The 24,540-nt window shown below is 48.5% G+C and carries 24 protein-coding genes; 11 read left to right on the forward strand and 13 right to left on the reverse strand.

Features of this window, described 5'->3' with window-relative positions; translation table 11 throughout:
* Window positions 1-66: 66 nt before the first annotated feature.
* Window positions 67-549 (reverse strand): RNA pyrophosphohydrolase, encoded by a 483-nt coding sequence (locus FTT68_RS06230; RefSeq protein WP_005182032.1) that lies wholly within the window; start codon window positions 547-549, stop codon window positions 67-69.
* Window positions 550-732: 183 nt separating this feature from the next.
* On the opposite strand from FTT68_RS06230, the gene FTT68_RS06235 reads away from it, so the two are divergent.
* Window positions 733-1,392 (forward strand): HAD family phosphatase, encoded by a 660-nt coding sequence (locus tag FTT68_RS06235; protein WP_005182034.1) that lies wholly within the window; start codon window positions 733-735, stop codon window positions 1,390-1,392.
* Window positions 1,393-1,573: 181 nt separating this feature from the next.
* The gene (locus FTT68_RS06240) at window positions 1,574-1,822 is read left to right on the forward strand and encodes a DUF2789 family protein (protein ID WP_005182035.1); all 249 of its coding nucleotides are present in this window, start codon (window positions 1,574-1,576) and stop codon (window positions 1,820-1,822) included.
* Between the two features lie 76 nt (window positions 1,823-1,898).
* On the opposite strand, the gene ovoA is transcribed toward FTT68_RS06240, so the two are convergent.
* From ovoA to FTT68_RS06255, 3 genes are all read right to left on the reverse strand, one after another.
* A complete protein-coding gene (ovoA, locus tag FTT68_RS06245; protein WP_180083870.1) occupies window positions 1,899-4,073 on the reverse strand; it encodes a 5-histidylcysteine sulfoxide synthase in 2,175 nt (724 codons plus the stop codon).
* A 136-nt stretch (window positions 4,074-4,209) separates the two neighbouring features.
* Window positions 4,210-5,076, reverse strand: coding sequence for a LysR family transcriptional regulator (locus tag FTT68_RS06250; RefSeq protein WP_005182039.1), 867 nt, complete (start codon window positions 5,074-5,076; stop codon window positions 4,210-4,212).
* A gap of 205 nt (window positions 5,077-5,281) precedes the next feature.
* The gene (locus tag FTT68_RS06255) at window positions 5,282-5,518 is read right to left on the reverse strand and encodes a DUF2061 domain-containing protein (RefSeq protein WP_005182043.1); all 237 of its coding nucleotides are present in this window, start codon (window positions 5,516-5,518) and stop codon (window positions 5,282-5,284) included.
* 257 nt (window positions 5,519-5,775) lie between these two features.
* Between FTT68_RS06255 and leuC the strand changes: the two genes are divergently transcribed.
* The 4 genes from leuC to leuB all read left to right on the forward strand — a co-directional run bounded on the left by leuC (window position 5,776) and on the right by leuB (window position 9,720).
* Window positions 5,776-7,209, forward strand: coding sequence for a 3-isopropylmalate dehydratase large subunit (gene leuC / locus FTT68_RS06260; RefSeq protein ID WP_005182046.1), 1,434 nt, complete (start codon window positions 5,776-5,778; stop codon window positions 7,207-7,209).
* A gap of 75 nt (window positions 7,210-7,284) precedes the next feature.
* Window positions 7,285-7,935: a 3-isopropylmalate dehydratase small subunit gene (gene leuD / locus FTT68_RS06265; RefSeq protein ID WP_180083868.1), complete on the forward strand. Its 651-nt coding sequence runs from the start codon at window positions 7,285-7,287 to the stop codon at window positions 7,933-7,935.
* 101 nt (window positions 7,936-8,036) lie between these two features.
* Window positions 8,037-8,600 (forward strand): hypothetical protein, encoded by a 564-nt coding sequence (locus FTT68_RS06270; RefSeq protein ID WP_180083866.1) that lies wholly within the window; start codon window positions 8,037-8,039, stop codon window positions 8,598-8,600.
* Between the two features lie 40 nt (window positions 8,601-8,640).
* Window positions 8,641-9,720 (forward strand): 3-isopropylmalate dehydrogenase, encoded by a 1,080-nt coding sequence (gene leuB, locus FTT68_RS06275; RefSeq protein ID WP_005182055.1) that lies wholly within the window; start codon window positions 8,641-8,643, stop codon window positions 9,718-9,720.
* Between the two features lie 80 nt (window positions 9,721-9,800).
* On the opposite strand, the gene FTT68_RS06280 is transcribed toward leuB, so the two are convergent.
* Window positions 9,801-10,196: a hypothetical protein gene (locus FTT68_RS06280; RefSeq protein WP_016659590.1), complete on the reverse strand. Its 396-nt coding sequence runs from the start codon at window positions 10,194-10,196 to the stop codon at window positions 9,801-9,803.
* Window positions 10,197-10,359: 163 nt separating this feature from the next.
* Window positions 10,360-10,581: a translation initiation factor IF-1 gene (gene infA, locus FTT68_RS06285; RefSeq protein ID WP_001284370.1), complete on the reverse strand. Its 222-nt coding sequence runs from the start codon at window positions 10,579-10,581 to the stop codon at window positions 10,360-10,362.
* A gap of 230 nt (window positions 10,582-10,811) precedes the next feature.
* Here infA and FTT68_RS06290 point away from each other — a divergent pair, with 230 nt between their 5' ends.
* Window positions 10,812-11,819 carry an AraC family transcriptional regulator gene (locus FTT68_RS06290; RefSeq protein WP_180083864.1) on the forward strand — a complete coding sequence of 336 codons (1,008 nt, stop codon included), beginning with the start codon at window positions 10,812-10,814 and terminating at the stop codon, window positions 11,817-11,819.
* 136 nt (window positions 11,820-11,955) lie between these two features.
* Here FTT68_RS06290 and truA read toward each other — a convergent pair whose 3' ends face one another.
* From truA to asd, 5 genes are all read right to left on the reverse strand, one after another.
* The gene (gene truA, locus FTT68_RS06295) at window positions 11,956-12,753 is read right to left on the reverse strand and encodes a tRNA pseudouridine(38-40) synthase TruA (RefSeq protein WP_016659589.1); all 798 of its coding nucleotides are present in this window, start codon (window positions 12,751-12,753) and stop codon (window positions 11,956-11,958) included.
* Window positions 12,754-12,771: 18 nt separating this feature from the next.
* A complete protein-coding gene (locus FTT68_RS06300) occupies window positions 12,772-13,740 on the reverse strand; it encodes an asparaginase domain-containing protein (RefSeq protein ID WP_168397711.1) in 969 nt (322 codons plus the stop codon).
* 46 nt (window positions 13,741-13,786) lie between these two features.
* A complete protein-coding gene (locus FTT68_RS06305) occupies window positions 13,787-15,142 on the reverse strand; it encodes a fimbrial protein FimV (RefSeq protein WP_180083862.1) in 1,356 nt (451 codons plus the stop codon).
* A gap of 65 nt (window positions 15,143-15,207) precedes the next feature.
* Entirely contained in the window at window positions 15,208-16,620 is a 1,413-nt protein-coding gene (locus FTT68_RS06310) for a FimV family protein (RefSeq protein ID WP_180083860.1), read from the reverse strand.
* A gap of 125 nt (window positions 16,621-16,745) precedes the next feature.
* Window positions 16,746-17,864 carry an aspartate-semialdehyde dehydrogenase gene (gene asd / locus FTT68_RS06315; RefSeq protein WP_005182074.1) on the reverse strand — a complete coding sequence of 373 codons (1,119 nt, stop codon included), beginning with the start codon at window positions 17,862-17,864 and terminating at the stop codon, window positions 16,746-16,748.
* A 194-nt stretch (window positions 17,865-18,058) separates the two neighbouring features.
* Here asd and FTT68_RS06320 point away from each other — a divergent pair, with 194 nt between their 5' ends.
* Window positions 18,059-19,186: an endonuclease/exonuclease/phosphatase family protein gene (locus FTT68_RS06320; protein ID WP_016659584.1), complete on the forward strand. Its 1,128-nt coding sequence runs from the start codon at window positions 18,059-18,061 to the stop codon at window positions 19,184-19,186.
* A 339-nt stretch (window positions 19,187-19,525) separates the two neighbouring features.
* Here FTT68_RS06320 and lpxL read toward each other — a convergent pair whose 3' ends face one another.
* Complete coding sequence (gene lpxL, locus FTT68_RS06325; protein ID WP_016659582.1) at window positions 19,526-20,461, reverse strand: LpxL/LpxP family Kdo(2)-lipid IV(A) lauroyl/palmitoleoyl acyltransferase; 936 nt, start codon at window positions 20,459-20,461, stop codon at window positions 19,526-19,528.
* Between the two features lie 100 nt (window positions 20,462-20,561).
* Window positions 20,562-22,472 carry an ATP-binding cassette domain-containing protein gene (locus FTT68_RS06330; protein ID WP_104487702.1) on the reverse strand — a complete coding sequence of 637 codons (1,911 nt, stop codon included), beginning with the start codon at window positions 22,470-22,472 and terminating at the stop codon, window positions 20,562-20,564.
* Between the two features lie 35 nt (window positions 22,473-22,507).
* Between FTT68_RS06330 and FTT68_RS06335 the strand changes: the two genes are divergently transcribed.
* The 3 genes from FTT68_RS06335 (at window position 22,508) to FTT68_RS06345 (ending at window position 24,516) form a co-directional block, all read left to right on the forward strand.
* Window positions 22,508-22,753 (forward strand): SlyX family protein, encoded by a 246-nt coding sequence (locus tag FTT68_RS06335; RefSeq protein ID WP_005182087.1) that lies wholly within the window; start codon window positions 22,508-22,510, stop codon window positions 22,751-22,753.
* A gap of 220 nt (window positions 22,754-22,973) precedes the next feature.
* A complete protein-coding gene (locus FTT68_RS06340) occupies window positions 22,974-23,996 on the forward strand; it encodes a hypothetical protein (RefSeq protein WP_180036658.1) in 1,023 nt (340 codons plus the stop codon).
* 70 nt (window positions 23,997-24,066) lie between these two features.
* Window positions 24,067-24,516 carry an ammonium transporter gene (locus FTT68_RS06345; RefSeq protein WP_005182089.1) on the forward strand — a complete coding sequence of 150 codons (450 nt, stop codon included), beginning with the start codon at window positions 24,067-24,069 and terminating at the stop codon, window positions 24,514-24,516.
* The last annotated feature ends 24 nt before the right edge of the window (window positions 24,517-24,540 follow it).

The following is a 24,540-nucleotide window of genomic DNA, read 5'->3' on the forward strand; positions in this document are numbered from 1 at the left end:
CGTTCCAGTTCTGTTCTCTTTATAGCAAGAGTCGTTTAAAAAATCTGCATGATCATACAGCTTTTTTCAGGCTTTCTTAGATGGCAATTGATGACATAATTCCACCATCGCCTTGCGGTACACATCGCGTTTGAAATTCACGACCTGACCCAGTGGGTACCAGTAACTGACCCACTGCCATTGATCAAACTCGGGCGGATCGGACAGGTTGAGCTGAATCAACTGGGCCGAGGCCGTGAGTTTGAGTAAAAACCATTTCTGTTTTTGACCAATACATACCGGATCGGAATCGGGCCGGATGTAACGGTGCGGCAAACGGTAACGCAGCCAACCTTTCGTTTGTGCGATAATTTGAACGTGTTCGGGCAGTAAGCCAACTTCTTCTCTCAGCTCACGATAAAGTGCCTGCTCAGGGGTTTCTCCATGCTGGATACCTCCTTGTGGAAATTGCCATGCATTGTGTCCAATGCGTTTTGCCCATAAAACCTGTCCAAAGTCGTTTGCCAAAATGATCCCGACATTGGGTCGGAAACCTTCTGAGTCGATCATTTGGCTACCTAAATATTCTGTAAATTATGCCTTTGCTTCCGGGGATTTTTATTTCTGTATCCAACACGAAAAAAAGCAAAGTTTAAAAATGTTAAAATTGCTATGATCTTAACGAATTTCTATCGACTAGCGGAGATAGATTTACAAATTTTTTCTTAAATTTCAGTTTTTACGAGTATTTTCATGAAATTGGCGCTATTTGATCTCGATCACACCTTGTTAAATACAGATTCGGATCATTCCTGGGGTGAGTTTTTAGTCAATGAAGGTCTGGTCGATCCGGTTCATCACCGCGCCATGAATGACAAATTTTATGAAGATTACAAAGCTGGCCAGCTTGACCCGATTGCCTATAACGAATTTGTATTCGAATTTCTGACCCAGCACGAGTCACACTACCTGACCGAACTGCATGAGTTGTTTATGCAAAAAGTGATTCGTCCACAAATGCGCCCGGAAGGTTTTAAGGCGATTCAGCGTCATCGTGAGGCCGGACATGCACTGGTCGGCATTACCGCGACTTCGGATTTTATTACTGCGCCAATTTTCCGTGAATTTGGCATTAGCGAAATCATTGCCACCAATGCCGAAGTGGTCGATGGCAAATATACCGGTAAGGTCATCAATACTGCCTGTTATCAGCAGGGTAAACTGGTACGTCTGGAACAGTGGCTGGCCGGACGTGAGGTGACCGAATCCTGGGCTTATTCAGATTCAATCAATGACCGTTTCTTGCTAGAATATGCAGACCACGCCATTGCGGTGAATCCGGATGATCGTCTGCGGGCCTTGGCGGTCGAGCAGGGCTGGGAGATTCAGGACTGGTCGATTGCTGCCGAATAAGCGCAGTTCATCTACACCAAGATCAGCAGACAGGGCCGCTATAACTGGCCCTGTTTTTTGTCTGAGCTGGTTGTCATCTATCTTGCAAATTTATGAAAAGGTGAATTTTTTTTAACAGCACTAGGATTTGCAGTTTTATATGCTATGGTGAAGACAAGAACAACAACAGGGAGATTCACGCATGCGCCAAACCCGACCAAGAATGACCAATCTGTTTGAACAACTGGGCCTGGACTCCAGCGAACAGGCGATTCAAGATTTTATCGGCCAGCATCAACTGGCGGCGGAAATTCATATTATGGATGCAGAATTCTGGAGTGATGGTCAACGTCAGTTTTTAGCTGAAAAAATTGCCTCGGATGGGGAGTGGGCCATTACGGTCGACCAGCTGAATGAAGCGCTGCATGAAGACTCTGTGCCTCGCCGTTAAATCGTTCGTTCAAATCTCCAGATCATCAGGCCAAATCCGGAATTTGGCCTGATCCCTCACTTTCTTTTCTATCCATTTAGGCAATCCGTTCCCAGAAGCTGACCTGCGCATAGGTATGCTGAAACTTGTGCTGGGTTTCCCGAATCACAAAAGGGATGTCCTGCGGTTCAGTCATTAAACGGAAATGCGGCTCTAGCAAGGCTGTTAAGCCATCCAGACTGCTCCAGTTTTCGCCATCTTTTTTAAAGCCACCCAGCCATTCACTGCGGACAGTGTGTTCTTCCATCCAGGTATAGGGTGAGCTGAGCATCAGAATGCCGCCCATATTCAGCCGTGTATGAATCTGGCTTAAAAACTGCGCCGGATGATGCAGCCGGTCAATTAAGTTGGCTGCCAGAATAAAATCATAGCCTCTGAAAATTGCTTTAAGATTACAGGCATCACCCTGGTAAAACTGGACTTTGTCCCGGACCTCCGCCAGTCCAAGCTGGGCTAAATCACAGGCATGATAATCCACCAGTTCACCTTCGGTGCAGATGCTGTAATGCAGGGTTTCGCCCTGTGCCAGTTTGACGCCGTTCTGGATAAAGCGCGCTGAAAAATCAATCCCGACCACTTCATCAAAATAACGGGCCAGTTCAAAGCTGGCGCGGCCGGTAGCACAGCCAATATCCAGTGCTTTACGTCGTGGTCTGTCGGCCAGCTGGGTCAGGGCCAGTTGCACCAGTGTCTGGGCAAAATTGGCCACGCCAAAATATTCACGGCCATACTGAAATTCCAGATATTCAGACACCAGCCGGTCGGTTTCATATTGTGATTGAATCGCCGGCGGCTCCTGATCAGAAACCACATAGCGGAAACCGGCATGCTGGAAAAAATGCCGGCGAAAGGCATAGCGTGAGGCCAGCTCGGCTTCATTGCCGGCAGAAATCCAGGAGCCGCCTTTGAGCAGATTATGCCGGCCATCAAAGGTTGGGGTGCTGAAATCATCATAAATCGGATGCACCACAAAACCCGGAAATGGATAAATCGGGGTTTCGGTCCATTGCCAGACATTGCCGCGCAGGTCATAAAAATCGCCATGCGGGAAGGTATTGACCGGACAGGAGGAAGCACCATAGGCCAGCGCCAGATTGGCAGGTGCAGACGGCTCATTTACGCCAGCCAGCTGTACCAGCCGATACCATTCCTCTTCGGTGGGCAGTCGTACTGGCTGACCAGTTTGCTTCGCTTTCCAGTGGCAAAAGGCTTTGGCCTCATGATAATTCACCTCCGCCGGCCAGTCCCACGGCATTGGTACTTCTTCGGTCAGCAGCCGGAGTGACCAGTCCGGCCCGTGTTTACGCCAGAAGGTCGGATATTTGGCCTGGGCAAAGCTGCGCCATTGCCAGCCTTCATCTTCCCAATAGTTTGCGTTCTGATAGCCGGCATCTTCAACAAAGGCCAGAAATTCCTGATTGCTGACCAGATAGCGGCTGGCCGCAAACGCCGCTACCTCTGCCTGATATTGGCCATATTCATTGTCCCAGCCGTAAACCGGGTCGTGCCGCTCCTTACCGAGCTGTACCCGGCCGGCTGCCACTGGAAGCAACGCATTCTCTGGTGCGGTGTTAGTCAGGATATTTGGCCGCCATGGTGGCTGTGTCTGGACATAGTCAAGGGCATGCTGGCGAATCAGCACGGAGGAGGTTTCCAGATGAATCCGCTCGTGTTCAATGCCCATCAGAATCGACCACCACGAATGCTGCCAGTCAATTGGCGTGCTCAGCGGTGCCTTTTCAATAATTTCCAGCACCGTGGCACGCACCTGATCGCGGTAGTATTTGACCTGCGCGGGTGTCGGCCAGTCATAACGGCTGTCATCCAGGTCATCCCAGCTCATCTCATCCACACCCACCGCAAAGATGGATTCAAAATGTGGATTGATACGCTGTTCAATCAGTTTGCTGAGCAGCAGTTTGTTGATGAAAAATGTCGCGGTATGGCCATAGTAAAAAATCAGCGGATGGCGCAGCGCAATCGGCTTGTGATAAAAGGCCTCATCGCCGTTGAGGCAGCTAAACAATGATTCATAACAGTCAAAGGTTTGCAGAAAATACTGCTTGAGGGTGGCACGTAGCGTATCGGCCTGCATAACATCCAGCGGTGGACTGGGCTGTAAAGGCGGTGCACTGCCGGCTAGGCGCTGCTGGAGCGCCTGGGCTGAACTGAACGAAGGGGAATAGGCAAGCGGGGAAGTGGTCTGGTTCATCACTCTGCTCCTGCATCATTTTTATAAAGATCCTGGTGTCTTGTGCGGGCACCTTGTCTTTTCAAATTACGCCAATTTGGAGCAGCGTGCTGTTTTGTTCAGTAACTGTACAGAAGGATGCGACCGGTCGATGAACCTAGTCCGGCTGCTGCATAAAGTTAACCAGCGCCTGCGCCGCTTTGGACTGTGTGCGTCCCGGATGCCAGACCATGCCCAGCTGGCGGTTCATTTCCAGATTAATATCCAGCTGTTGCAAGTCCTGATTAATCAGGGTTTTCGGTAACACTGACCAGCCCAGTCCAATCGACACCAGCATGCGGATGGATTCCAGCGGGTTATTGCTCATGGTGATCTTCGGCTTCACGCCCTGTTTTTCAAACTCGGCCAGGGTAATCTGGCTGGTATAGGTCTGTGCTGCTGGTAGCAGGCTCGGGAACTGGGTTAAATCTTCCAGTTTCAGTCTTTTCTGCTGGGCCAGCGGATGAAAAGGCGCAGCCACAAATACCAGCGGATCATTCCAGATGGTGACATATTGCAGCCGGTCATCACCTTGCGGTGGCAGGGTTAAAAAGGCCAGTTCCAGATCACCGGCCAGCACCTGTTCATGCGCCTGTTCCGAATCGACAAAATGCACATCTAAGGTGACATCGGGGAAATCTTGGACATAGCGACGCAAATGATCGGGCAGATGATGCAGGCCAATATGATGACTGGTGCCAATTTTCAGGCGACCCTGCACCTGGCCCTGTTCATGGCTTAAAGTATGATGAATATCGCCCAGTTCATTTAGCCAGTTTTTGACTTTGGGTAACAGCGAATGCGCAGCATGGGTTGCCTGCACGCCACGGCCGGCCGACTCAAACAGCTTGACCCCAAAATATTCTTCCAGGCTATGAATCCGTTTGGTGACTGCGGGCTGGGTAATAAACAGCTGATCGGCGGCCAGAGAAATCGAACCGGTTTCCATGACTTTTACAAAAGCTTCAAATGCTGCAAGATTCATCGCAATCACCTATAAAGATTTTTTATGCTTAAAATTATTATTTAGAAATTTTTAGAATTAATCAAAGATTATTTTTCTATAAATTGAAGTTCAACAACCATAACTTGAATATAAATATTTTAAAAACAGTAATTTAAGTTATATTAAAATAAAAAAGATCATCCTGAAGATGATCTTTTGGGAGGAACACCGGGCGAAAAATAGGCTAGGCGGTGATTTCCTCTGTGCCGTCTTGTGCTTTCTTTTCCCACATGCGTTCATGAATAAAATAGGCCACCGCCTGTACTGTTGGTTCCAATAAGCTTAAGGTAATGGCCATCCACAGACTGCCGGTAACGAAATAGCCGACAAGCATGGCCACCGTAATGTGCATCACATAGTAGCTAAAAGTCTTTTTAAACATTCGCTGGTTGTTTGCGACAAAGTTTTGAATATGCGCCATGATGATGTTCCTCGTATCTACAATTCAGTGCTGATAACATCATCATAGTCAGTACGAATTAATTTGTAAAAACGAATATTTTGTAAAATTCAATCGGAAAATTGAATTTTTAATCAGATGTTAATCTGAGCAAAAATCAATTATATTTATTCCATAAAGTTTTTTAACTGATAAAAATGATAAATTAGATTTATGTAATTGTGTGGTTATAATCGAAATTAATGACAGAATTACCCAGTCCAGTGGAGCACATCGACATGGCAGGCGAAACCCAAAAAGCAAAAACATTATATGACAAATTGTGGGATGACCACTTGGTAAAACAGCGTGATGATGGTTCGGCTTTATTGTACATCGACCGTCATTTGTTGCATGAAGTTACCTCTCCACAGGCCTTTGAAGGTTTGCAACTGGCTGGCCGTCAGCCATGGCGTTTAAGTGCCAATATTGCGACTCCGGACCATAACGTACCGACCTCGAAAAAAGAGCGTGAGCAGGGCGTAGCCGGTATTGAAGATGATACTTCGCGTATTCAGGTGCAAACCTTAGACGATAACTGTAAGACTTTTAATATCGTTGAATTTGATATTAACGATATCCGTCAGGGGATTGCTCACGTGGTTGGACCAGAGCAGGGTTTAACCTTGCCGGGAATGACGGTGGTATGTGGCGACTCGCATACCGCGACCCATGGTGCCTTTGGCTGTTTGGCACACGGGATCGGAACTTCAGAAGTTGAGCACGTGTTGGCCACGCAATGTTTAATTCAGAAGAAAATGAAAAACATGCTGGTACGCGTAGATGGTCAGTTGGGTCAGGGCGTGACCCCGAAAGACGTGGTGCTGGCGATTATTGCCAAAATCGGTACAGCAGGTGGTACGGGCCATGCCATTGAATTTGGCGGTCAGGTGTTCCGTGATATGTCGATTGAAGGCCGTATGACCGTGTGTAACATGGCAATTGAAGCCGGTGCACGTGTCGGTATGGTCGCGGTTGATGAAAAAACCATTGAATATGTAAAAGACCGTCCTTATGCACCAAAAGGCGAGCAATGGGATCAGGCTGTGGCGTACTGGAATACCTTGCATTCAGATGCCGATGCGCATTTTGATACTGTCGTGGTATTACAGGGTGAAGAGATTGAGCCGCAAGTGTCTTGGGGTACTTCACCTGAAATGGTCATTCCGGTTTCTCAGGCAGTACCAACTTTGGAACAGGCCAAAGATGAGGTACAGCGCAATGACTGGACCCGTGCTTATCAATATATGGGCTTAACTGCTGGTCAGGCTTTGGCAGATATCCAGCTGGATCGTGTTTTTATTGGTTCATGCACCAACTCGCGTATTGAAGATATCCGTGCTGCGGCAGATGTGATCAAAGGCCGTAAAGTGGCGCCAAGCATTAAACAGGCGATGGTGGTACCGGGTTCTGGTTTGGTCAAACAGCAGGCGGAAGCAGAAGGTTTGGACAAGGTCTTCCTGGAAGCCGGTTTTGAATGGCGTGAACCTGGCTGCTCGATGTGTCTGGCCATGAATGCCGACAAGTTGCAGCCAGGCGAGCACTGTGCATCGACCTCAAACCGTAACTTTGAAGGTCGTCAGGGCAATGGTGGTCGTACCCATCTGGTCAGCCCGGCCATGGCAGCAGCAGCGGCAATTGCCGGTCACTTTGTGGATGTTCGTTCATTCTAAGTTTAAGCCCTCATCCCAGGCCGCTCCTTGCTGGAGCGGATGCGAGAGAGACTACGGATTCATTGGAACATAAATATGAAAGCTTATACCGTTGAACAGGGTATCGTTGCACCTTTAGACCGTGCCAATGTCGATACCGATTTAATTATTCCAAAACAGTTCTTGAAATCAATCAAACGTACCGGTTTCGGTGACAACCTGTTTGATGAATTGCGTTATTTAGATGAAGGCTATCCGGGTCAGGACAATTCAACCCGTCCTAAAAACCCAGATTTCGTCTTGAACCAGCCGCGTTATCAGGGCGCCAGCATTTTAATTTCACGTGCCAACTTTGGTTGCGGTTCCAGCCGTGAGCATGCGCCGTGGGCTTTAAGTGAATACGGCTTGCGTACAGTCATTGCCCCAAGTTTTGCGGATATCTTCTTTAATAACTGCTTTAAAAACGGTATGTTACCGGTGATTTTAACCGAAGCGCAGGTTGATCAGCTATTTAAGGAATGTGCAGCCAATGAAGGTTATAAGTTAACTATTGACCTTGAAGCACAGGAAGTCCGTACGCCAAACGGTGAAGCATTCAAGTTTGAAGTTGATCCATTCCGTAAGCATTGCCTGTTAAACGGTCTGGATGATATTGGTTTGACCTTGCAAGATGCCGATGATATTCGCGCGTATGAGGAGAAAACCAAAGCCGCGCGTCCGTGGGTGTTTGCGGAAATTCAAGCTTAAGTTATTTCGTAAATAGGCATAGCACGGGCGTCGAACTCTTGTTAACATTCAAGGCATAATAATTTAAATATTCTGCTTTTTGATGAGGTTGGGCTCGGGCTATGTTGAAGGTTTTTCGTCGGCTTGCTGTATTGGGGGGAGTGGCTACGCTGTTAACAGCATGTCAAACCTGGGATACAGCACGTCTAAAACAGGTAAAAGAGACACAGGCATCCCAATCCAATGCACGTATTTATTGTTCAGGTACCGAGCATTGCGAGTTTGAACGCTTGAACGGGGTCATGATCATGGATGCTGAAAGTCAGCGTCTGAGTCGTGAAGCCATCAAGCAGGGACTGGTGCGCTTGCAGGCAGATTCACTACGGCAGCCTAATCCGCTGTATCTGTCGGTTCCGGCCAAACAGCATGAAGTGGTGATCCGGTTCTATCCGATTTCCCGTGATCAGGCCGAAACCCTGCACGTCATTCATCAGTTTAAGCCGCGTCAAACGTACACTTTTAAAATGTACCGTGACCGCAGCAAGCATAAAGGCAGTCTGCTGAATGTTTCGGCGCCAGAGCCGCTGTGTGTGGATCTTTTACAAAACCAGAAAATTATTCGACGTTTCTGCAAACCTTATAATGTCTTACATGGACTGGGGGAATTTGTGGAACAGAAAATTTAGTCTCCACAGTCGTTGACTGCTACAGGAAATGGAAAAACTCATGTCAAAACATATTTTGATTCTTGCCGGTGACGGTATTGGCCCAGAAATCGTCACAGCAGCGGAGCAGGTGCTTACGCGTGTTAATGAAAAGTTTAATCTGGGCTTGACGTGGGAACAGGGATTGTTAGGTGGCGCCGCGATTGATGCGCATGGTTCACCTTATCCGGATGTGACGTCTGAACAGGCAAAAAAAGCCGATGCTTTATTGCTTGGTGCAGTTGGTGGTCCAAAATGGGATACGATTGAGCGTTCGATCCGCCCGGAACGTGGCCTGTTGAAATTACGTAGCGAATTAAACCTGTTTGCTAACCTGCGTCCAGCGATTCTGTATCCGCAACTGGCTGATGCGTCTAGCTTAAAGCCGGAAATTGTATCGGGTCTGGATATCCTGATTGTACGTGAACTGACGGGTGGGATTTACTTTGGTCAGCCACGTGGTATTCGCGAGCTGGAAAATGGCGAGAAACAGGGCTTTAACACCGACGTCTATGCTGAATCAGAAATCAAGCGTATTGCCAAAGTGGCTTTTGAAATGGCCAAACTGCGTGGTGGTAAAGTCTGCTCGGTGGACAAAGCCAACGTGCTGGAAGTGACTGAGCTGTGGAAGCAGACCGTGACCCAGCTACATGCTGAACAATATCCAGAAATCAACCTGTCCCACATGTATGTCGACAATGCTGCAATGCAATTGGTACGTGCGCCAAAACAGTTTGACGTACTGGTAACCGGTAACCTGTTTGGTGACATCCTGTCTGATGAAGCAGCAATGCTAACCGGTTCTATCGGTATGTTGCCATCGGCGTCGCTAGATGAAAATGGCAAAGGCATGTATGAGCCATGTCATGGTTCAGCACCAGACATCGCTGGCCAGAACATTGCCAACCCGTTGGCGACCATCTTGTCTGTGGCAATGATGCTGCGTTATACCTTCCGTGAAGAAGCTGCCGCGAAAGCGATTGAAGATGCAGTGGGCAATGTGCTTGATCAAGGTTTACGTACGGCTGACATCATGTCTGAAGGCATGAATAAAGTGGGTACTCAGGAAATGGGTCAGGCTGTGGTTGCGGCATTGGGCTAAGTCTCGACAGCAAATCAAAAAACGCAGCTTCAGGCTGCGTTTTTTTATGGCTATTGAATGGTCAGCTCTAAATTCAGCGCTTAACAGGTGCGACCGCTATAGTGTACAGAGCGGGCAATATCCTGTTCCAGCCGGAACACAATCTGGCAGTGCAGGTTAATATCATAGCTGTTGGCTGGGCCAATGGGTGCTGGAATATGGGCTGGGCCGGTGGCCGGGGCATTCGCTACAGGAATCGGAATGCTGATTGGGCGTATAACGGTGTAGGTGAGCGCCTGTGGGTTGATTTGTGGTGAACTGACCTGTTCGTAACCGAGCAGGCTTAAATCGAGCTGCTGGCGAATCTGCTGGCTGGACTGGCCGACAAACTGAGCCAGATAGGTATCACGTTCAGCTCGGGTACTGGACGGCGTGGTTACACAAGCGGAGAGACTGAACGCGAAGAGCGCCAAAGCAACGGAGCGAGAAACAAACATGCGCGATCTCCATTGAATAAAACTTCATTCTAGGCAAGGACAGCCTAAAAATATGTGTATATTCGATAAGCGGCAGATCTCGACGCCATTCTTGGCTGTTACACAGCATCAGCAGCCAATAAAAAAGCCACTGTTGAAGGTGGCTTTTTGCTTGCGCTAAAACTTAGCGTGCACGATAGGTAATACGACCTTTCGTTAAGTCATAAGGCGTCATTTCAACTTTCACGCTGTCGCCAGTTAAAATGCGAATATAGTGCTTGCGCATTTTACCTGAAATATGGGCAATCACCTCGTGACCGTTTTCTAAACGTACACGGAACATAGTATTAGGAAGCGTTTCGGTGACAACGCCTTCGAACTCGATGAGTTCCTCTTTATTGGCCATAGCCTACCTGATGATCAAATTGGAAAGGCGCAAATTATAGTCAATTTTTTTGAAAAAATCAAGGTGAAACCCGCCGCAGATGAATCATCTGTCAGTAAAATAAGCGAACAAAACATTTAAATTTTTTCTACAAAAAAACGTGGTGGATGGTTGTCAGTTTGGTCAATCACAGTTAATCTAAAATCAATCTTTTTAAGTATAAATGAAGAACATACAAGGAAGGTCTTTGCGTGGGTCAGCTAACTGATGCATCGGTTGTATTGCGATTAGGCTACCAAGCGATTCGTCGTGCCGGTTTGCCAACCGAAGAAATATTAACAAAAGCAGGTGTCGCACTTAATCAGGTTGAGGCCAATGATCGTACGCCTTTGGGCGCGCAGTATGCGTTTTGGGTGGCGGCGGAAGAAGTCAGCCGTGACCCGGATATTGGTTTGCATCTGGGTGAACATTTGCCGCTCTATCGTGGTCAGGTGATTGAGCATCTGTTTATTTCTTCGGAAAATTTTGGTGAAGGTTTAAAACGGGCACTGGCCTATCAGCGTTTAATCAGTGATGCCTTTGATGCCAAACTGATGATTGAAGATGACCGCTGTTATTTAACCAATGGTCAACAGCCGTGGGCTGACAATATTGTCAATCGTCACTTTTCTGAATGTGCCATGTCGGGCATTTTGCGTTTCTTCAAGTTTATTACCGAAGGCAAATTCCAGCCGCTGTATATCGACTTTAATTTCCAGCAGGGCGCTGCCGATGATGAATATTTCCGGGTCTATGAGTGCCCGGTCAGTCTGGGGCAGAATGAAACACGGTTGTATTTCGATCCTTCTATTTTAGAATATCCGCTGTGGCAGGCCGAGCCGGAGCTGTTGCAGTTACATGAGCAGCTGGCGCTGGAGAAGCTGCAGGAACTGGCGCGTTATGATCTGGTCGGTGAAGTACGCCGGGCGATTGGGTCGACCCTGGAAAGTGGGGAAACCACATTGGAAACCGTGGCAGCGCAGCTGAATATCACGCCGCGTCGTTTACGCACCCAGCTGAGTGAGGCCAATACCAGTTTCCAGCAGATTCTCTCGGATTATCGTTGCCGTCTGGCTAAAAAACTGCTGGCCAATACCAATGAAAGCGTGGAGCGGATTGTGTATCTGACCGGATTTTCTGAACCGAGCACCTTTTACCGGGCTTTTAAACGCTGGACCAATGAAACACCGGTCGAGTACCGGAAACGTAAACAGCGTTAAGCATCTCCGCAGTCCCCCTTGATTAAAGGGGGATTTTTTTAGAGTTGCCGCTTGATGCAAGGGTGACTTTCGTTTTTAAAGCTTGGAGTGGCAAGAATGAAACCACTCCCTGAGTAAAAGGGGGGGCGGAATACAATTATTCCGGCATATTCAGCCAATGCGGACCTAAAGGCACTTGAGGCAAGTCAAACTGCTCTGGATAGTGCGCCTGGATAAAGTACAGGCCATCGGGTGGGGCGGTAATGCCAGCCGCTTTACGATCCTGTGCGGCAAAAATTGTATCAATATGGTCAATATCATACATACCTTGGCCAATTTCCAGCAGACAGCCCATGATATTCCGCACCATATGATGCAGGAAACCATCGGCCTGAATATCGAGCACCAAATAATGCCCATGACGGATCAGGCGGCAATGGCTGACGGTGCGGACCGGCTGATTGGACTGACAGGCTGCGGCACGGAAACTTTCAAAATTATGAGTGCCTTCAAACTTTTGCGCAGCGGCAATCATCTTGTCGACATCCAGCGCATAGTAGGCATGGGTGACCTGTTTATGCAGCAGGGCCGGGCGCTGTGGATGGTTATAGACCACATAACGGTAGCGGCGCGCACAGGCCTTAAAGCGGGCATGAAAATCCATGTCCATGGCTTTAATCCACTGAATCGCAATATCTTTGGGTAGCTGGCTATTGGCGCCCATCAGCCAGCCACGTTCAGGGCGAATGGCTGCCGTGTCGAAATGTGCCACCATATTGGTGGCATGCACGCCGGCATCGGTACGGCCAGCGCCATGCAGGATAATCGGTTCATCGGCAATTTTGGAGAGGACCTTTTCCAGCGTTTCCTGCACGCTCGGGACGCCTGGTTGCTGGGTTTGCCAGCCCCGGTAGCGAATACCACAAAATTCAATCCCGACCGCAAAACGTTGCATATTCACCTCAAATTGGCCTTAGTCATACCAATGCTGTTGCCATTGTTCTCTGCGCGGGTATTGTAAATACATTTTTAATGCTTTTGCATACAGATCTGCATGTCCAAAGCCATCATTGACTAAAATTTTACTGTCCTGAATCCAGCTGCTGATCGCATAACGCTGATCCAATGGGCCAAATGGCACTTGGGTGGTCAGAATCACGGCACAATCTTGCGTCTGTAAGGACTGTAGCAACGTCAGGAGTGTTTCATTTACAGCCAGATTACCAGTACCAAAGCCTTGTAAAATCAGGCAATGCGGTGGCTGCTGGGCGATCAGTTTCAAATTGGCGAGCTGCTGCTCTAAACCAATCGGCTGCATCATCACACTCATGCAGTTGAAGTGTTGTGCTTTGTCCAGATCTGCAGCCTGTACCAAGTAGGCGGCTTGTTCTTTTTGATGTAAAGCACTGCTGGCGGCCTGACCCTGAAAAGCATCTAATTCAGTGGTGTGGCATTTTAAGGCGCTGCGACCATGGAAACATTGATGATGAAACGCCAGATACACGCCAACCGGCAATTGCAGCACCGATTCCAGGGCGAAATTCAGGTTATCCAGCGCATCGCTGAAGTCACGGGTGTTCTGTCCATCTATGGTCAGCAGTGGATACTGGCTGCCAGTCAGCACTACATGTGCAGACTGCGCGATAAAGTGTGCCAGCACGGCACTGGCATAGCTTAAAGTATCGGTGCCATGAATGACGACAAAATGCTGAAACTGTTGTAACTGCAGCTGCTGGATAAACTGCACCAGACGTAACCAGTCGGTCGCGGTACAGCGGCTGCTGTCCTGAATCACCGGCGCCACAAAACATTCTACCGATAGATGCAGCGGTAGCACATGACGCAGCTGGGGAAGAAACTGCTTTGCAGGCATGGGGCTGAGTGGCTCGCCGACACAGCCAAAGGTACCGCCCATATAAATTAATGCAATTTTTTTCATCATAAAAAAAGCAGCCAAGGATGACTGCTTTATCTTAGTGAGATTTACTTTAAGAAGCTATTTGATTGAGTAACTGCGTGGCGTGTTGCTGCTGTGCTGCAGAATAGTTTGCTTCTTTTTCTGCCAGCAGGGCACGGGCCGCATCATAGGCACCCAGCTCAATATATTGCTGAGCCAGCTCCAGATTCAGCTGGATTTCATTGACTTCGGCCAGTTCCGGGAAGGACTGAATCAGTGGATCATGCGGATCAACCGCGGTTGCCGCCACGGCAGCCATAGCGGGTTCTTCAACCATTGGTGCTTCAGGCGTTGCTGGTGTCGCTTCAATGGTTGGTGCGCTATCTAGGTCAAACTGGAACAGCGGTGCAGTGTCTGCTGGTGCGGTAACCGCAGGTTCTACCGGCTGTTCAGCCACCGGTGTAGGACTGATCGAGAAATCAAAACTAAAGTCTGATTTTTCTTCCGCAGGTGGGGTGGTGACAGCTGGTGTGGTCGCAGGTGTGGCTTCAGTTGCAGTCTTTTCCAGCTCAAACGAGAAATCCAGTGCCTGAGGTTCTTGTGCAGCCGGAGTCACTGGCTCAACCGGTGTTACCGGTGCAGCCACTTGGGTGCTGGCAGCCGAGTCAAAAGACAGATTAAATTCAAGAGGCTGAACCTCTTCTGTTTTTGCTGGCGCAGGGGTGTTAACAGGCGCAGCCGGAGTGCTTGGGGTAAATTCCAGATCCAGTGCTGGCAGTTCCTCTGTTTTTGCTTCGGCAGGCGTTTCAGTTTTGAGTGACTGTTGTAGCTGGTCAAATGACGTGCTGGCTGTGCTTGAACTGCTGGATTGAATCAAGGCATCAAAATCTGCGGTAGTTTGGGCTTTTTCAGCAGGTGTGGCTTGAGTGGCTTGAACTGCTACAGGTGTTGCTGGGGTAAATTCAATAAGTTCTTCTTTGGCCTGCGGGGCTTTTTGCGCATCTACCTTGGCATTGGCCTGAGCCAGAATATCTTCCAGTCCCAGGTTCTTCAGATGATCCAGCAATTGGCGGGTGGCAAATTCATCTTTTTGGGTCAGATGCACATCCAGTAACAGCAGATACAGCTCATGCAACGACGGGTCGCGTTTCAGGGCCTGATTAATCTGCGCTTCGGCCGAGAAAAAGTTACGGTCACGAATCTGGGTTTCAATGGTCTGGCGTAAATCTGCCGGAAGTGGTGTGCTTCCTTGTGGTTCGGCAACAGGCTCGGCCACTATAGTGCTTTTAAGCGTAGTTTTCTTCGTAGTGGTGCTTTTTTTGGCCTTGGTTTTGCTGGCTGCAGCCGGTTTTTTTGCTGCTGGTTCGGATTCTTTATTGGCTTCACGCTTTTTTAACACCAGCGCGATGACCAGTAACAAAATAAATGGAATCACATAAATCAGCATGTTGCTACCCCTTAGGCAGAGAGGAATAAACCATCTCTCCTGAAAAAATCATGTTGAGTAATACGTTAGAGTTTTGGCTTATTTTCGGCTTGTTGCTTTTTCAACTGTTGTTGCAATTCAGCAAGACGCGCATTGAGTAATTGAATTCTTTGATCCTTCTGACTTAATGCCAATTCTAACTGTGTTACGTTTCTCTGTAATTTAACGGTTTTCTCACGCGCTGTCATAACTTTTAGTGACAACTCTTCTGAGGTTTGCGCGCTTTGTGTGTTCTTTTTGGCAGAACCTTGGGCAGAATCTTGCTGATTTTCTGCCACCAGACTCATTTCGGCCTGACTGATCCGGTATTTGGCCTTGCCAGACTGGCGTGAAGGCTGGGTTACCGGGATTGGCACGGTCTTTTTCGCGGCTTTTTGCCCGCTGCTGACGGCCTGTAAATTCAAGGTTGCACCGCGGCGTAAACGGTTGGCATCGCCCTGAATAAAGGCATGTTCATTGTGGGCTTTAATCTGCTGCATCACTTCGCCGACCGGCTGCTGGTTCTCTGCGGCAATACGTGAGGCAATTGCCCATAGCGATTCATTGGATTGCACCACATGCCGTGCTGTGGTTGATGCTGGCGCAGATGGAGCAGGTGCTTTGGGTGCTGTAACTGGTGCCGGCTTTGCCGGTGCTTGCTGTTGCTGAGCTTTTAACTGCTCGGCATATTTCTTGACCAGTGGATCTGCTGAAACCGGAGCAGCTGTATTTACGGCAGCTGTGTTGCCCGCGTTATGTGTAGAGGCCGGTTGAGCTGATGTCGCCGAAGTCGATGGCGTAACCGCTGACACAGGGCTTGCAGCCGGCTGTGCTGCTGCGCTGACAGCTGGTGTGGTTGATGGACTTAAAGCCGGTGGCGGGCTGGCTTGAATCGCTAGGGGTGCTTCTACACTGCGCGTGGTGCTGGCAGATGCCGTGGCTGTGGTATAGGCGGTACTGGTCGGCAAGTTTAAGGCAATGTCCCGTTCATTCACGACCATGACCGGTGTTAGTGGCTGCTCTTTCGGTTGCAACTGCGCGCGTTGTTCTGCCAGGGTACTACGTTTTAGTGAGGTTTTAATATGCTGTAAACGCGTGGCCGAGCCTTCACGAATTTTGACCACAATATTCAGTTCGGTATCGGTCAGTGGCCGAGAAGAGGTAATGGTAATCACTCCGTTGCCAGCACCGTCACGTCGGGTAAAGAAATTTAAATGACCCGGTGGACGATGGCTGGCACCAATGGCCATCAAATCTTCTGCCGAGGCCAGACTGACTTCAATTGGCGCATTGACATTGGACTGACGGAAGTTCATTTCAGCATACAGCAATTCCCCAGGTGCTGACTGAATCTGAACAGGATCGACATTAATCGCATGAATATGTTGTGAGGCAAGAATAGCTAAAATCGCGATCTTTAATTTGTTATATACGGTCATCTTAATCGTTAGCTCGGTCATTTATCGCATAGCGAAAAGAATAGATTAGCGAGTTGTAAGTCGATTGTAAAATATTTACAGGCTAGTTACATAAAAAGCCGATCTTTTCAGATCGGCTTTTTGTAATTTACTTTTGCTTAAAAGGCTTACGCGTTTTTGTAGTCAATTAAGATGCGTAGCATACGGCGTAACGGTTCTGCCGCACCCCACAGTAACTGGTCACCGACGGTGAACGCGCCCAGGTATTCCTTACCCATGTTCAGCTTGCGTAAACGGCCCACAGGAACAGTTAAGGTACCGGTTACTGCAACAGGCGTTAAATCTGTCATTGAGGCTTCACGGGTATTTGGTACCACTTTCGACCAGTCATTGGCACTGGCGATGATATCTTCGATTTCATCCAGAGGTACATCTTTACGCAGTTTCAGGGTAAGGGCCTGAGAGTGACAACGCATGGCACCAATACGGACACAGTGACCATCAATTGGTACGATTTGCTGGTTGCCTAAAATCTTGTTGGTTTCAGACTGACCTTTCCATTCTTCTTTCGACTGGCCATTTTCCAGCTGTTTGTCGATATATGGAATTAAAGAACCGGCAAGCGGTACACCGAAGTTGGCTGACGGGAAACCTTCGCCACGTTGCAGTTCAGCAATTTTAGAGTCGATGTCCAGAATTGGAGAGCGTGGGTCATCCAGCAGTTCTTTGGTGTTGTTATACAGGTAGCCCATACCGGTGATCAGTTCACGCATGTTTTGTGCGCCTGCACCCGAAGCTGCCTGATAAGTCATCGAGGTTGCCCATTCCACCAGATTGTTCTGGAACAGACCGCCTAAGCCCATCAACATGAGTGAAACCGTACAGTTACCGCCCACAAATGTTTTGGTGCCTTTCACCAGACCGTCTTTAATCACGTTCATGTTCACCGGATCAAGTACGATAATCGCTTCATCATCCATACGCAGGGTAGATGCTGCATCAATCCAGTAACCGTTCCAGCCTTCAGCTTTCAGTTTCGGGAACACGTCTGAGGTATAGTCGCCACCTTGACAGGTAATAATGACATCCATTTGCTTCAGACTGTTAATGTCCGTTGCATCCATAAGTGCTGGGGCAGTTTTACCGCCAAACGCTGGTGCTTCACCACCGGCATTACTGGTAGAGAAATAAAATGGCTCAAAATGAGCAAAATCATTCTCTTCAACCATACGTTGCATAAGGACGGAACCTACCATCCCGCGCCAACCGACCAGACCTACTTTCATGTCACTTTGCCTCGGTGCGTAAAAAAACAAAAAGGAGTATGAGTGTATCAAAAGGGGACACAACTGCAAGCTCTACATAATCAAAACATCATTATTATTGAGTGAAATAACTTGTTTGTGTTACATACAAAATTGATAACGTTAGATTTCTATTTAAAAAAAACGAGAAAAATGAACTTTCTAAGTAGGTGCATATGATTTGGGTGGAAATGCTGGCCATTTTCGTCATCTGGATCAGCTTCTGGTCGCTGATTCCGCGCGATGAATGGTGGTTTCGAGGTGCCGATTTTCCCAGATTACAGGTTCTGGTGCTGGGGATTGTGGCCTTTGTGCTGATGCTGCTGTGGGATGCTGCCTGGGATACGCCGCGCTATGTGATTTTAACCGGTCTGATTGCCGCCCTGGCGTACCAGCTGAAAATGGTGCTGCCTTATACCTTTATCTGGAAAAAGCAGGTTAAAAAGGTTAAGCCGGAGCAGCTGAACCCTGATCAGCAAATTTCGTTAATGGTCTCCAATGTGCTGACCACCAACCAGAAATATCACCTGCTCATTGCTGAAATCCGGAAATACCAGCCCGATTTGGTACTGACACTGGAAACCGATACGGTCTGGCAGCAGCAGCTGGCGGTGATTGAGCCGGATTATCCTTATCGCGTGCCGGTGCCGCTGGACAATTTATATGGCATGCATCTCTATAGCCGCCTGCCCTTAAAAGAAACCGAAGTGAAATTTATCCTTAGTGATGAAATTCCGTCAATTCATACCACAGTGATCCTGCGTTCAGGCCAGCCGGTGCAGCTGTATTGTCTGCATCCGAAACCGCCGAGTCCGACTGAAGCCAAAGATTCGACCCTGCGTGATGCCGAGCTATTAATTGTCGGCGATCAGATTAAAGATCTGGATGAAAGCTGTATTGTGATGGGCGACCTGAATGATGTGGCCTGGTCACGCACCACCCGCCTGTTTCAGCGCATCAGTGGCCTGCTGGACCCGCGCGTCGGCCGGCATTATGTCAATACTTTCCATGCCGATTATCCCTTATTGCGCTGGTCGCTGGACCATGTGTTTCACAGTACCGATTTTGCCCTGGTGGAGATGAAGCGTTTGCCACATATGGGCTCAGATCATTTTCCGGTCTATGTGGTGTTACAGACCGGTCGGGTGTTTGAGCACATTCAGGAAGAGCTGGAACAGACTGAAGCCGATGAAGAAGAAGCGCAGGAGGCGATTCAGGAGGGTATTGAAAAAGCCGAGCGGGAAGAAAAAATCGTGACCGATGATTTGGCTCAGGATTATAAGCAGGGCAGCAAGACGCCATGAAATTTGAGGAAAAGTGTAAGAAATGGCTTACACAGATTTAGGCCGATGGCCAATAGCTGAAACCGAGCAAGCTGCGTATTCTAAGCATATCGGCAGATGGAGTTGGGAAAGGAGAGTCCCGTTAAGGAAGTTGAAGCCGGTGGATTGTCATCATGGAGATGATGCAGGAATGGAAAGCCAGAGATAACAACAAAAAAGTTTTGAAAGCACAACCTCATAAGCCCGAGTTTTGCAGGATGCAGAACTCGGGTTTAACTTTATGGGCTGTCGTGTCCTGGTATTTTGATCAGCATATGGTATTTGACTCGCAGAAAGATTGGCTTAATACAGCTGTATTGCTTAGTACAGCTGCTCATAGCCTTGTGGACGGGTCTTAAAACGGCGATGAAACCACATATATTGAGTCGGCGCGATGCGCAGCTGACGTTCAATAATCAAATTAACACGCGTCGCATCATCGACTTCATCCTCACTTGGTAAACGCTCAACCGGTGGCTCAATCAAGACATGATATTTCGGATTTTTAAGATCACCATGGCGGTAGAAATACAGCGGAATTGCGGCGGCTTTGGTCATTTTCAGTAAACGACGATGCGCAGTCACGGTGGCTGCCGGCACGCCAAAGAATGGCGCCATTACGCCTTGTTTCAGGCCAAAATCCTGATCCGGACTGTACCAGATGGCATGGCCATTTTTCAGGTTACGTACCAGACCACGCATATCATCATGGTCAATCTGATGGGCATAAATGGTGGCCCGGCAGCGGTAAATCAGCATATCTAACAGCGGATTGTTCTGCGGACGATAGACCACATCGGGTTCAAAATACTGGGCACATAAATAGCCGCCGGCATCAAGCAGGGTCGAGTGGGTGCCCAGCAACAAGACGCCTTTGCCTTCCGCTTGCGCCTGCTGAATATATTCCAGACCTTCAATACTGACCCGGCCCTGGAACCATTTCGGGCTATACCAGGCATTTAGGGTTTCAAATACGCCAATCATCTGGTCAACAAAAACCTGGCGCGCGTTGTCCTGCACCTCTTGCGCAGACCATTCCGGAAAGCAAAGCTCCAGATTGCGGACAGTGGTTTTACGGCGTGAATGCAGATAGCGAAACGCCAGCTGGCCCAGCCACTGGCCTAAACGGTACTGAATGGCCCACGGCAAGATTGCCAAAATCATCAGGAAGATAATACCGATCCAGATGCTCCAGTATTTCGGTAGCAGAAAGGACCATTGAAATTCACCAGGTTGATAATCTTGCGGTTGCGGCATAGTGACGTTTTAAAATGAAGGTTAAATGCAGTGTAGCATGAACGATTTTGAAGATAAAAAGCATCTGCCGCTGTCCGGCAGATGCTGCGGAACGGGTGAATTAACCGCCTTTGCTCATATTTTCCAGCTCATCCCAGCGTTCCAGTTTTTCCAGCAGGATTTCTTCAATTTCTGCCAGACGCTGCGAAGCCTGGGTTGCAGCTTCGGCATCGGATACAAACCAGGAACCATCAGCCAGTTTTTCTGACAGTGCAGCCTGTTCTGTTTCCAGCGCTTCAATTTCAGCCGGCAGCTGGTCCAGCTCACGCTGATCTTTATAGCTGAGTTTCTTTTTCACAGGCGCCGGAGCAGCTTCTACTTTTGCTGCTTCTGCCTTGGCCTGGGCCTTTTTCACCGCCATTTTCTGGTCAACCACGGTTTGATCCGGACGCTGCTGTAAATAGTCCTGATAGCCGCCGACATATTCTTCAATATGGCCTTTGCCATCAAACACCCAGGTCGAGGTAACCACGTTGTCCATAAAGGCACGGTCATGCGAAATTAGCAGCAAGGTGCCTTTGTATTCAGCCAGCATTTCTTCCAGCAGTTCCAGCGTGACCATATCCAGATCGTTAGTCGGCTCATCCATCACAATTAAATTGGATGGTTTCAGCAAGAGTTTGGCCAGTAGCACGCGGTTACGTTCACCGCCGGACAAGGCTTTGACCGGGGTACGCGCACGTTCCGGGTTAAACAGGAAATCTTGCAGATAGCTGTAGATATGACGGCGCTGTCCATTGACATCAACAAAGTCAGAACCTTCAGAAACGTTGTCCTTGACCGATTTTTCCAAATCCAGCTGGTTACGCAGCTGATCAAAATAGGCAATTTCCAGTTGGGTGCCAATTTTAACGGTACCGCTGTGTTCCACTTCATCCAAAATGGCTTTAATCAGGGTGGTTTTACCGACCCCGTTATCTCCGACCAGACCAATCCGGTCGCCACGCATGACAATGGCCGAGAAGTCTTTGATTAGCGGCTTGCCATCATAGCTGACGCCCAGATGCTCAATATCAAAGACCAGTTTGCCTGAACGCGCAGCTTCCTGTACGCCCATGTTGACTTTGCCTTGCTGGAAGCGACGCGCTTTGGATTCTTCGCGTAAGGCTTTCAGGGCACGAACACGACCTTCGTTGCGGGTACGACGCGCTTTAATACCCTGACGGATCCAGGCTTCTTCTTCGGCCAGTTTTTTCTCAAACAGGGCATTCTGTTTTTCTTCTGCTTCCAGCTGCTGGGCTTTGAGATCCAGATAGCGTGAATAGTTGCCTTCATAACTGCGCAGAATCCCGCGATCCAGTTCGACAATACGGGTTGCCAGACTGTCGACAAAGGTCCGGTCGTGCGAAATAAACAATAAGGTCAGGTTGTTCTGATCGAGCAGGAATTTTTCCAGCCATTCGATACTTTCAACATCTAAATGGTTAGTCGGCTCATCCAGTAACAGGATGTCCGGTTGGGTCAGCAGGGCACGGGCCAGCAGCACGCGGCGTTTACGGCCACCGGAAAGATCTGCCAGATCGGCATTCGGGTCCAGCCCCATTTTGCTTAAAATAGAGTTGACCTTGTTTTCCAGTGCCCAGCCATCAAGCTGATCCAGTTTGTGTTGCAGTTCACCCATGCGCTCGCAGGCGGCCATATCGCCCAGTACGCAGGCATCATTGGCGGCATGATAGGCACGCAGGACCTCTGCTGCTTCACCGGCACCATCGGCGACAATATCGGCAACCTTGCCCGAATCCATCGGGACATCCTGGGTGAGCATGGACACGGTTAAGCCATTTTGAATCGAGACTTCACCGGCATCGGGCAGTAAGCTTCCTTCAATCAGTTTAAGTAAGGTAGACTTACCTTCACCATTACGGCCGATCAAACACACTCGTTCGCCACGTTCAAGAGTAAAGTTCGCGCCGTCGAGCAGGGCGGGTCCACCAAACGCGAGTTGGACATCCCTTAGGGTAATATAGGCCATAGTGTTTCCTGAAAAATCTCAAATGAGGATTTAAAATGACTAAACAACAAAATCTAAATGATCAGGCGTCATTTTCCGCACCCATTGAAGATTTGCAAGTCCGAATTGCATTTTTAGATGATTTAGTTGAACAGCTGAATGAGCAGGTGACTAAACAGAATCTGGAAATTGCCGACCTCAAGAAACAAATGCAGCTGCTTTATCAACGGGTTGAGTCAGCTGACCTGTCTGAAGGCATTGCTCCCTTCGATCCGCTGACCAATATTCCGCCGCATTATTAATCTGTCAATTGCTAGAACATTCCGCACAATCTATGAATACACCCGCAGCCTGAATGCGGGTTTATTTTAAGGTATCCATATAAAGAAGATACTGGTAGATCGGTTTAGCTCCAGCCGCTTTTGAGGCAGCGATCACAGCGCCACAATAAAAAAATTTGACCTTTATCTCACTTCCGGCTCTAATGCCCACTTTCGGCTCTCAGATCCTTTATTTTTTGTCATGACCCAGAAAGTTGTACTTTTAGATCTTGAACAGAATATGCCTACGGCACAACTGCTGCGCGATATTCTGCAGCATTATTCGACACTCTACCTGTTTAACTGTGCCGGACGCTTTGAGTACGCGCTGGATGACCTGACTGAACTGGCCAGCTGGATGAACAGCGCTCAGGTGGTGGTACTGGACACCCCGGAAGCACCGCATAAAGAGTTTGAATATGCCGTGGTGGTCGGGCAGTTAATGGCATTACTTGAGCCAGATAGCCATGTCGAAATTATTTCGGCCCAGGACAGCAGCGATATTCTGGTGCAGATGCTACAGGCCTCGAATATCAGTGCCCATCTGATTTTGATTCAGCCAGAAGATGCGGCGCAGCCACTTCATACGCCAAAATACAGCTTGCCGAGCATTGCCACCATCCAGCAAAAACCGTATTTGCAACTGGTCAAAAAATATTGCGATGCTCTGGCAAAAATGAGCGGTAAACCGAATACGGTCGAGAAGCTGAAAAACTCTCTCTGCAATATTTTGCAGGTGGTGCCGGAAAAAGCCCAGCGTCTGGTCGGTTTGTTAATTAATCTGAAAATTATCAAGCGTTATGATGAGCAAATTGCCTTTCGCAAGAAGGTGCTGAAACAGTGGATTCAGCTGGATTTAAATGCCTCTGCTGAAAAAACACCGGTGGCCAGCAGTCTGGATCAGGCCTTAAAACAGTTACAGTCGACAGAAAGCGGAGCTGCTCCTGTTATTGAACAGGACTCTGTCGCCGCGCCGATTCAAAGTGCGCAGCAGCCGCTGTTTAAAAACTTTGACCAGATTGATCCGGTACAGCTGGAAGTGGCGCGTAAACTGCGCGAACTGAAAGCCGATAAACCCAAAGATATTTATGCCTTGCGTGACCTGTTAGAACAGATGTTTCCCCAGTCCGACGTGCGGTTATTGCTCAAGGAACTGCTGGAAAAAGGCTATATCTACTGGAACGGGCATGAAGTGGTCTATAGCCACGAAATGTTCCTGAATTAATTTTATCGTGCAAACTTGCGTTTTATATGGCGCTTATGCAACTCTAATAAAAGAACATAAAGGTTGAGCTATGGAAAATACTGGAATTTGGGTGGCACTGGCCATCATCATTTTTGTGCTGGGCTCGATTTTTGGTTTGCGTGTCAGTCCAAGAGAAAAAGCCCTCGGCCTGATGCGTGAAAAAGCCCGCAAGATGGGCCTGCATCCGCGTCTGGTGGCTGCGCCGGACTGGACCAAAATTCCGATGGCCACAGAAAGCCGTGCCAGTATGGTGGCCTATTATAGCGTATTGATTCCAGAGGCCCGCTTGCCGTTAATGCGCGCCCGGGTGGTCGATCAGCAGCTTGAACTGGTGCATGGTGAGGAAAAATTTAATCATACACCCGTTGCATTAAAGGGCATTTATGCTATTGATATGCAGGCAAACTGTGTAGGACTCTATTGGGATGAAGAAGCTGATCTGAAAGCCACCCAACTGGATGACATCAAGGCATATTTACATTCTTTGGCTGAACTTTAATTTAAAACATTTTCACAGGAACTA

This window comes from Acinetobacter sp. Q85-2 (genome assembly GCF_013420555.1).
GTDB lineage: Bacteria > Pseudomonadota > Gammaproteobacteria > Pseudomonadales > Moraxellaceae > Acinetobacter > Acinetobacter indicus.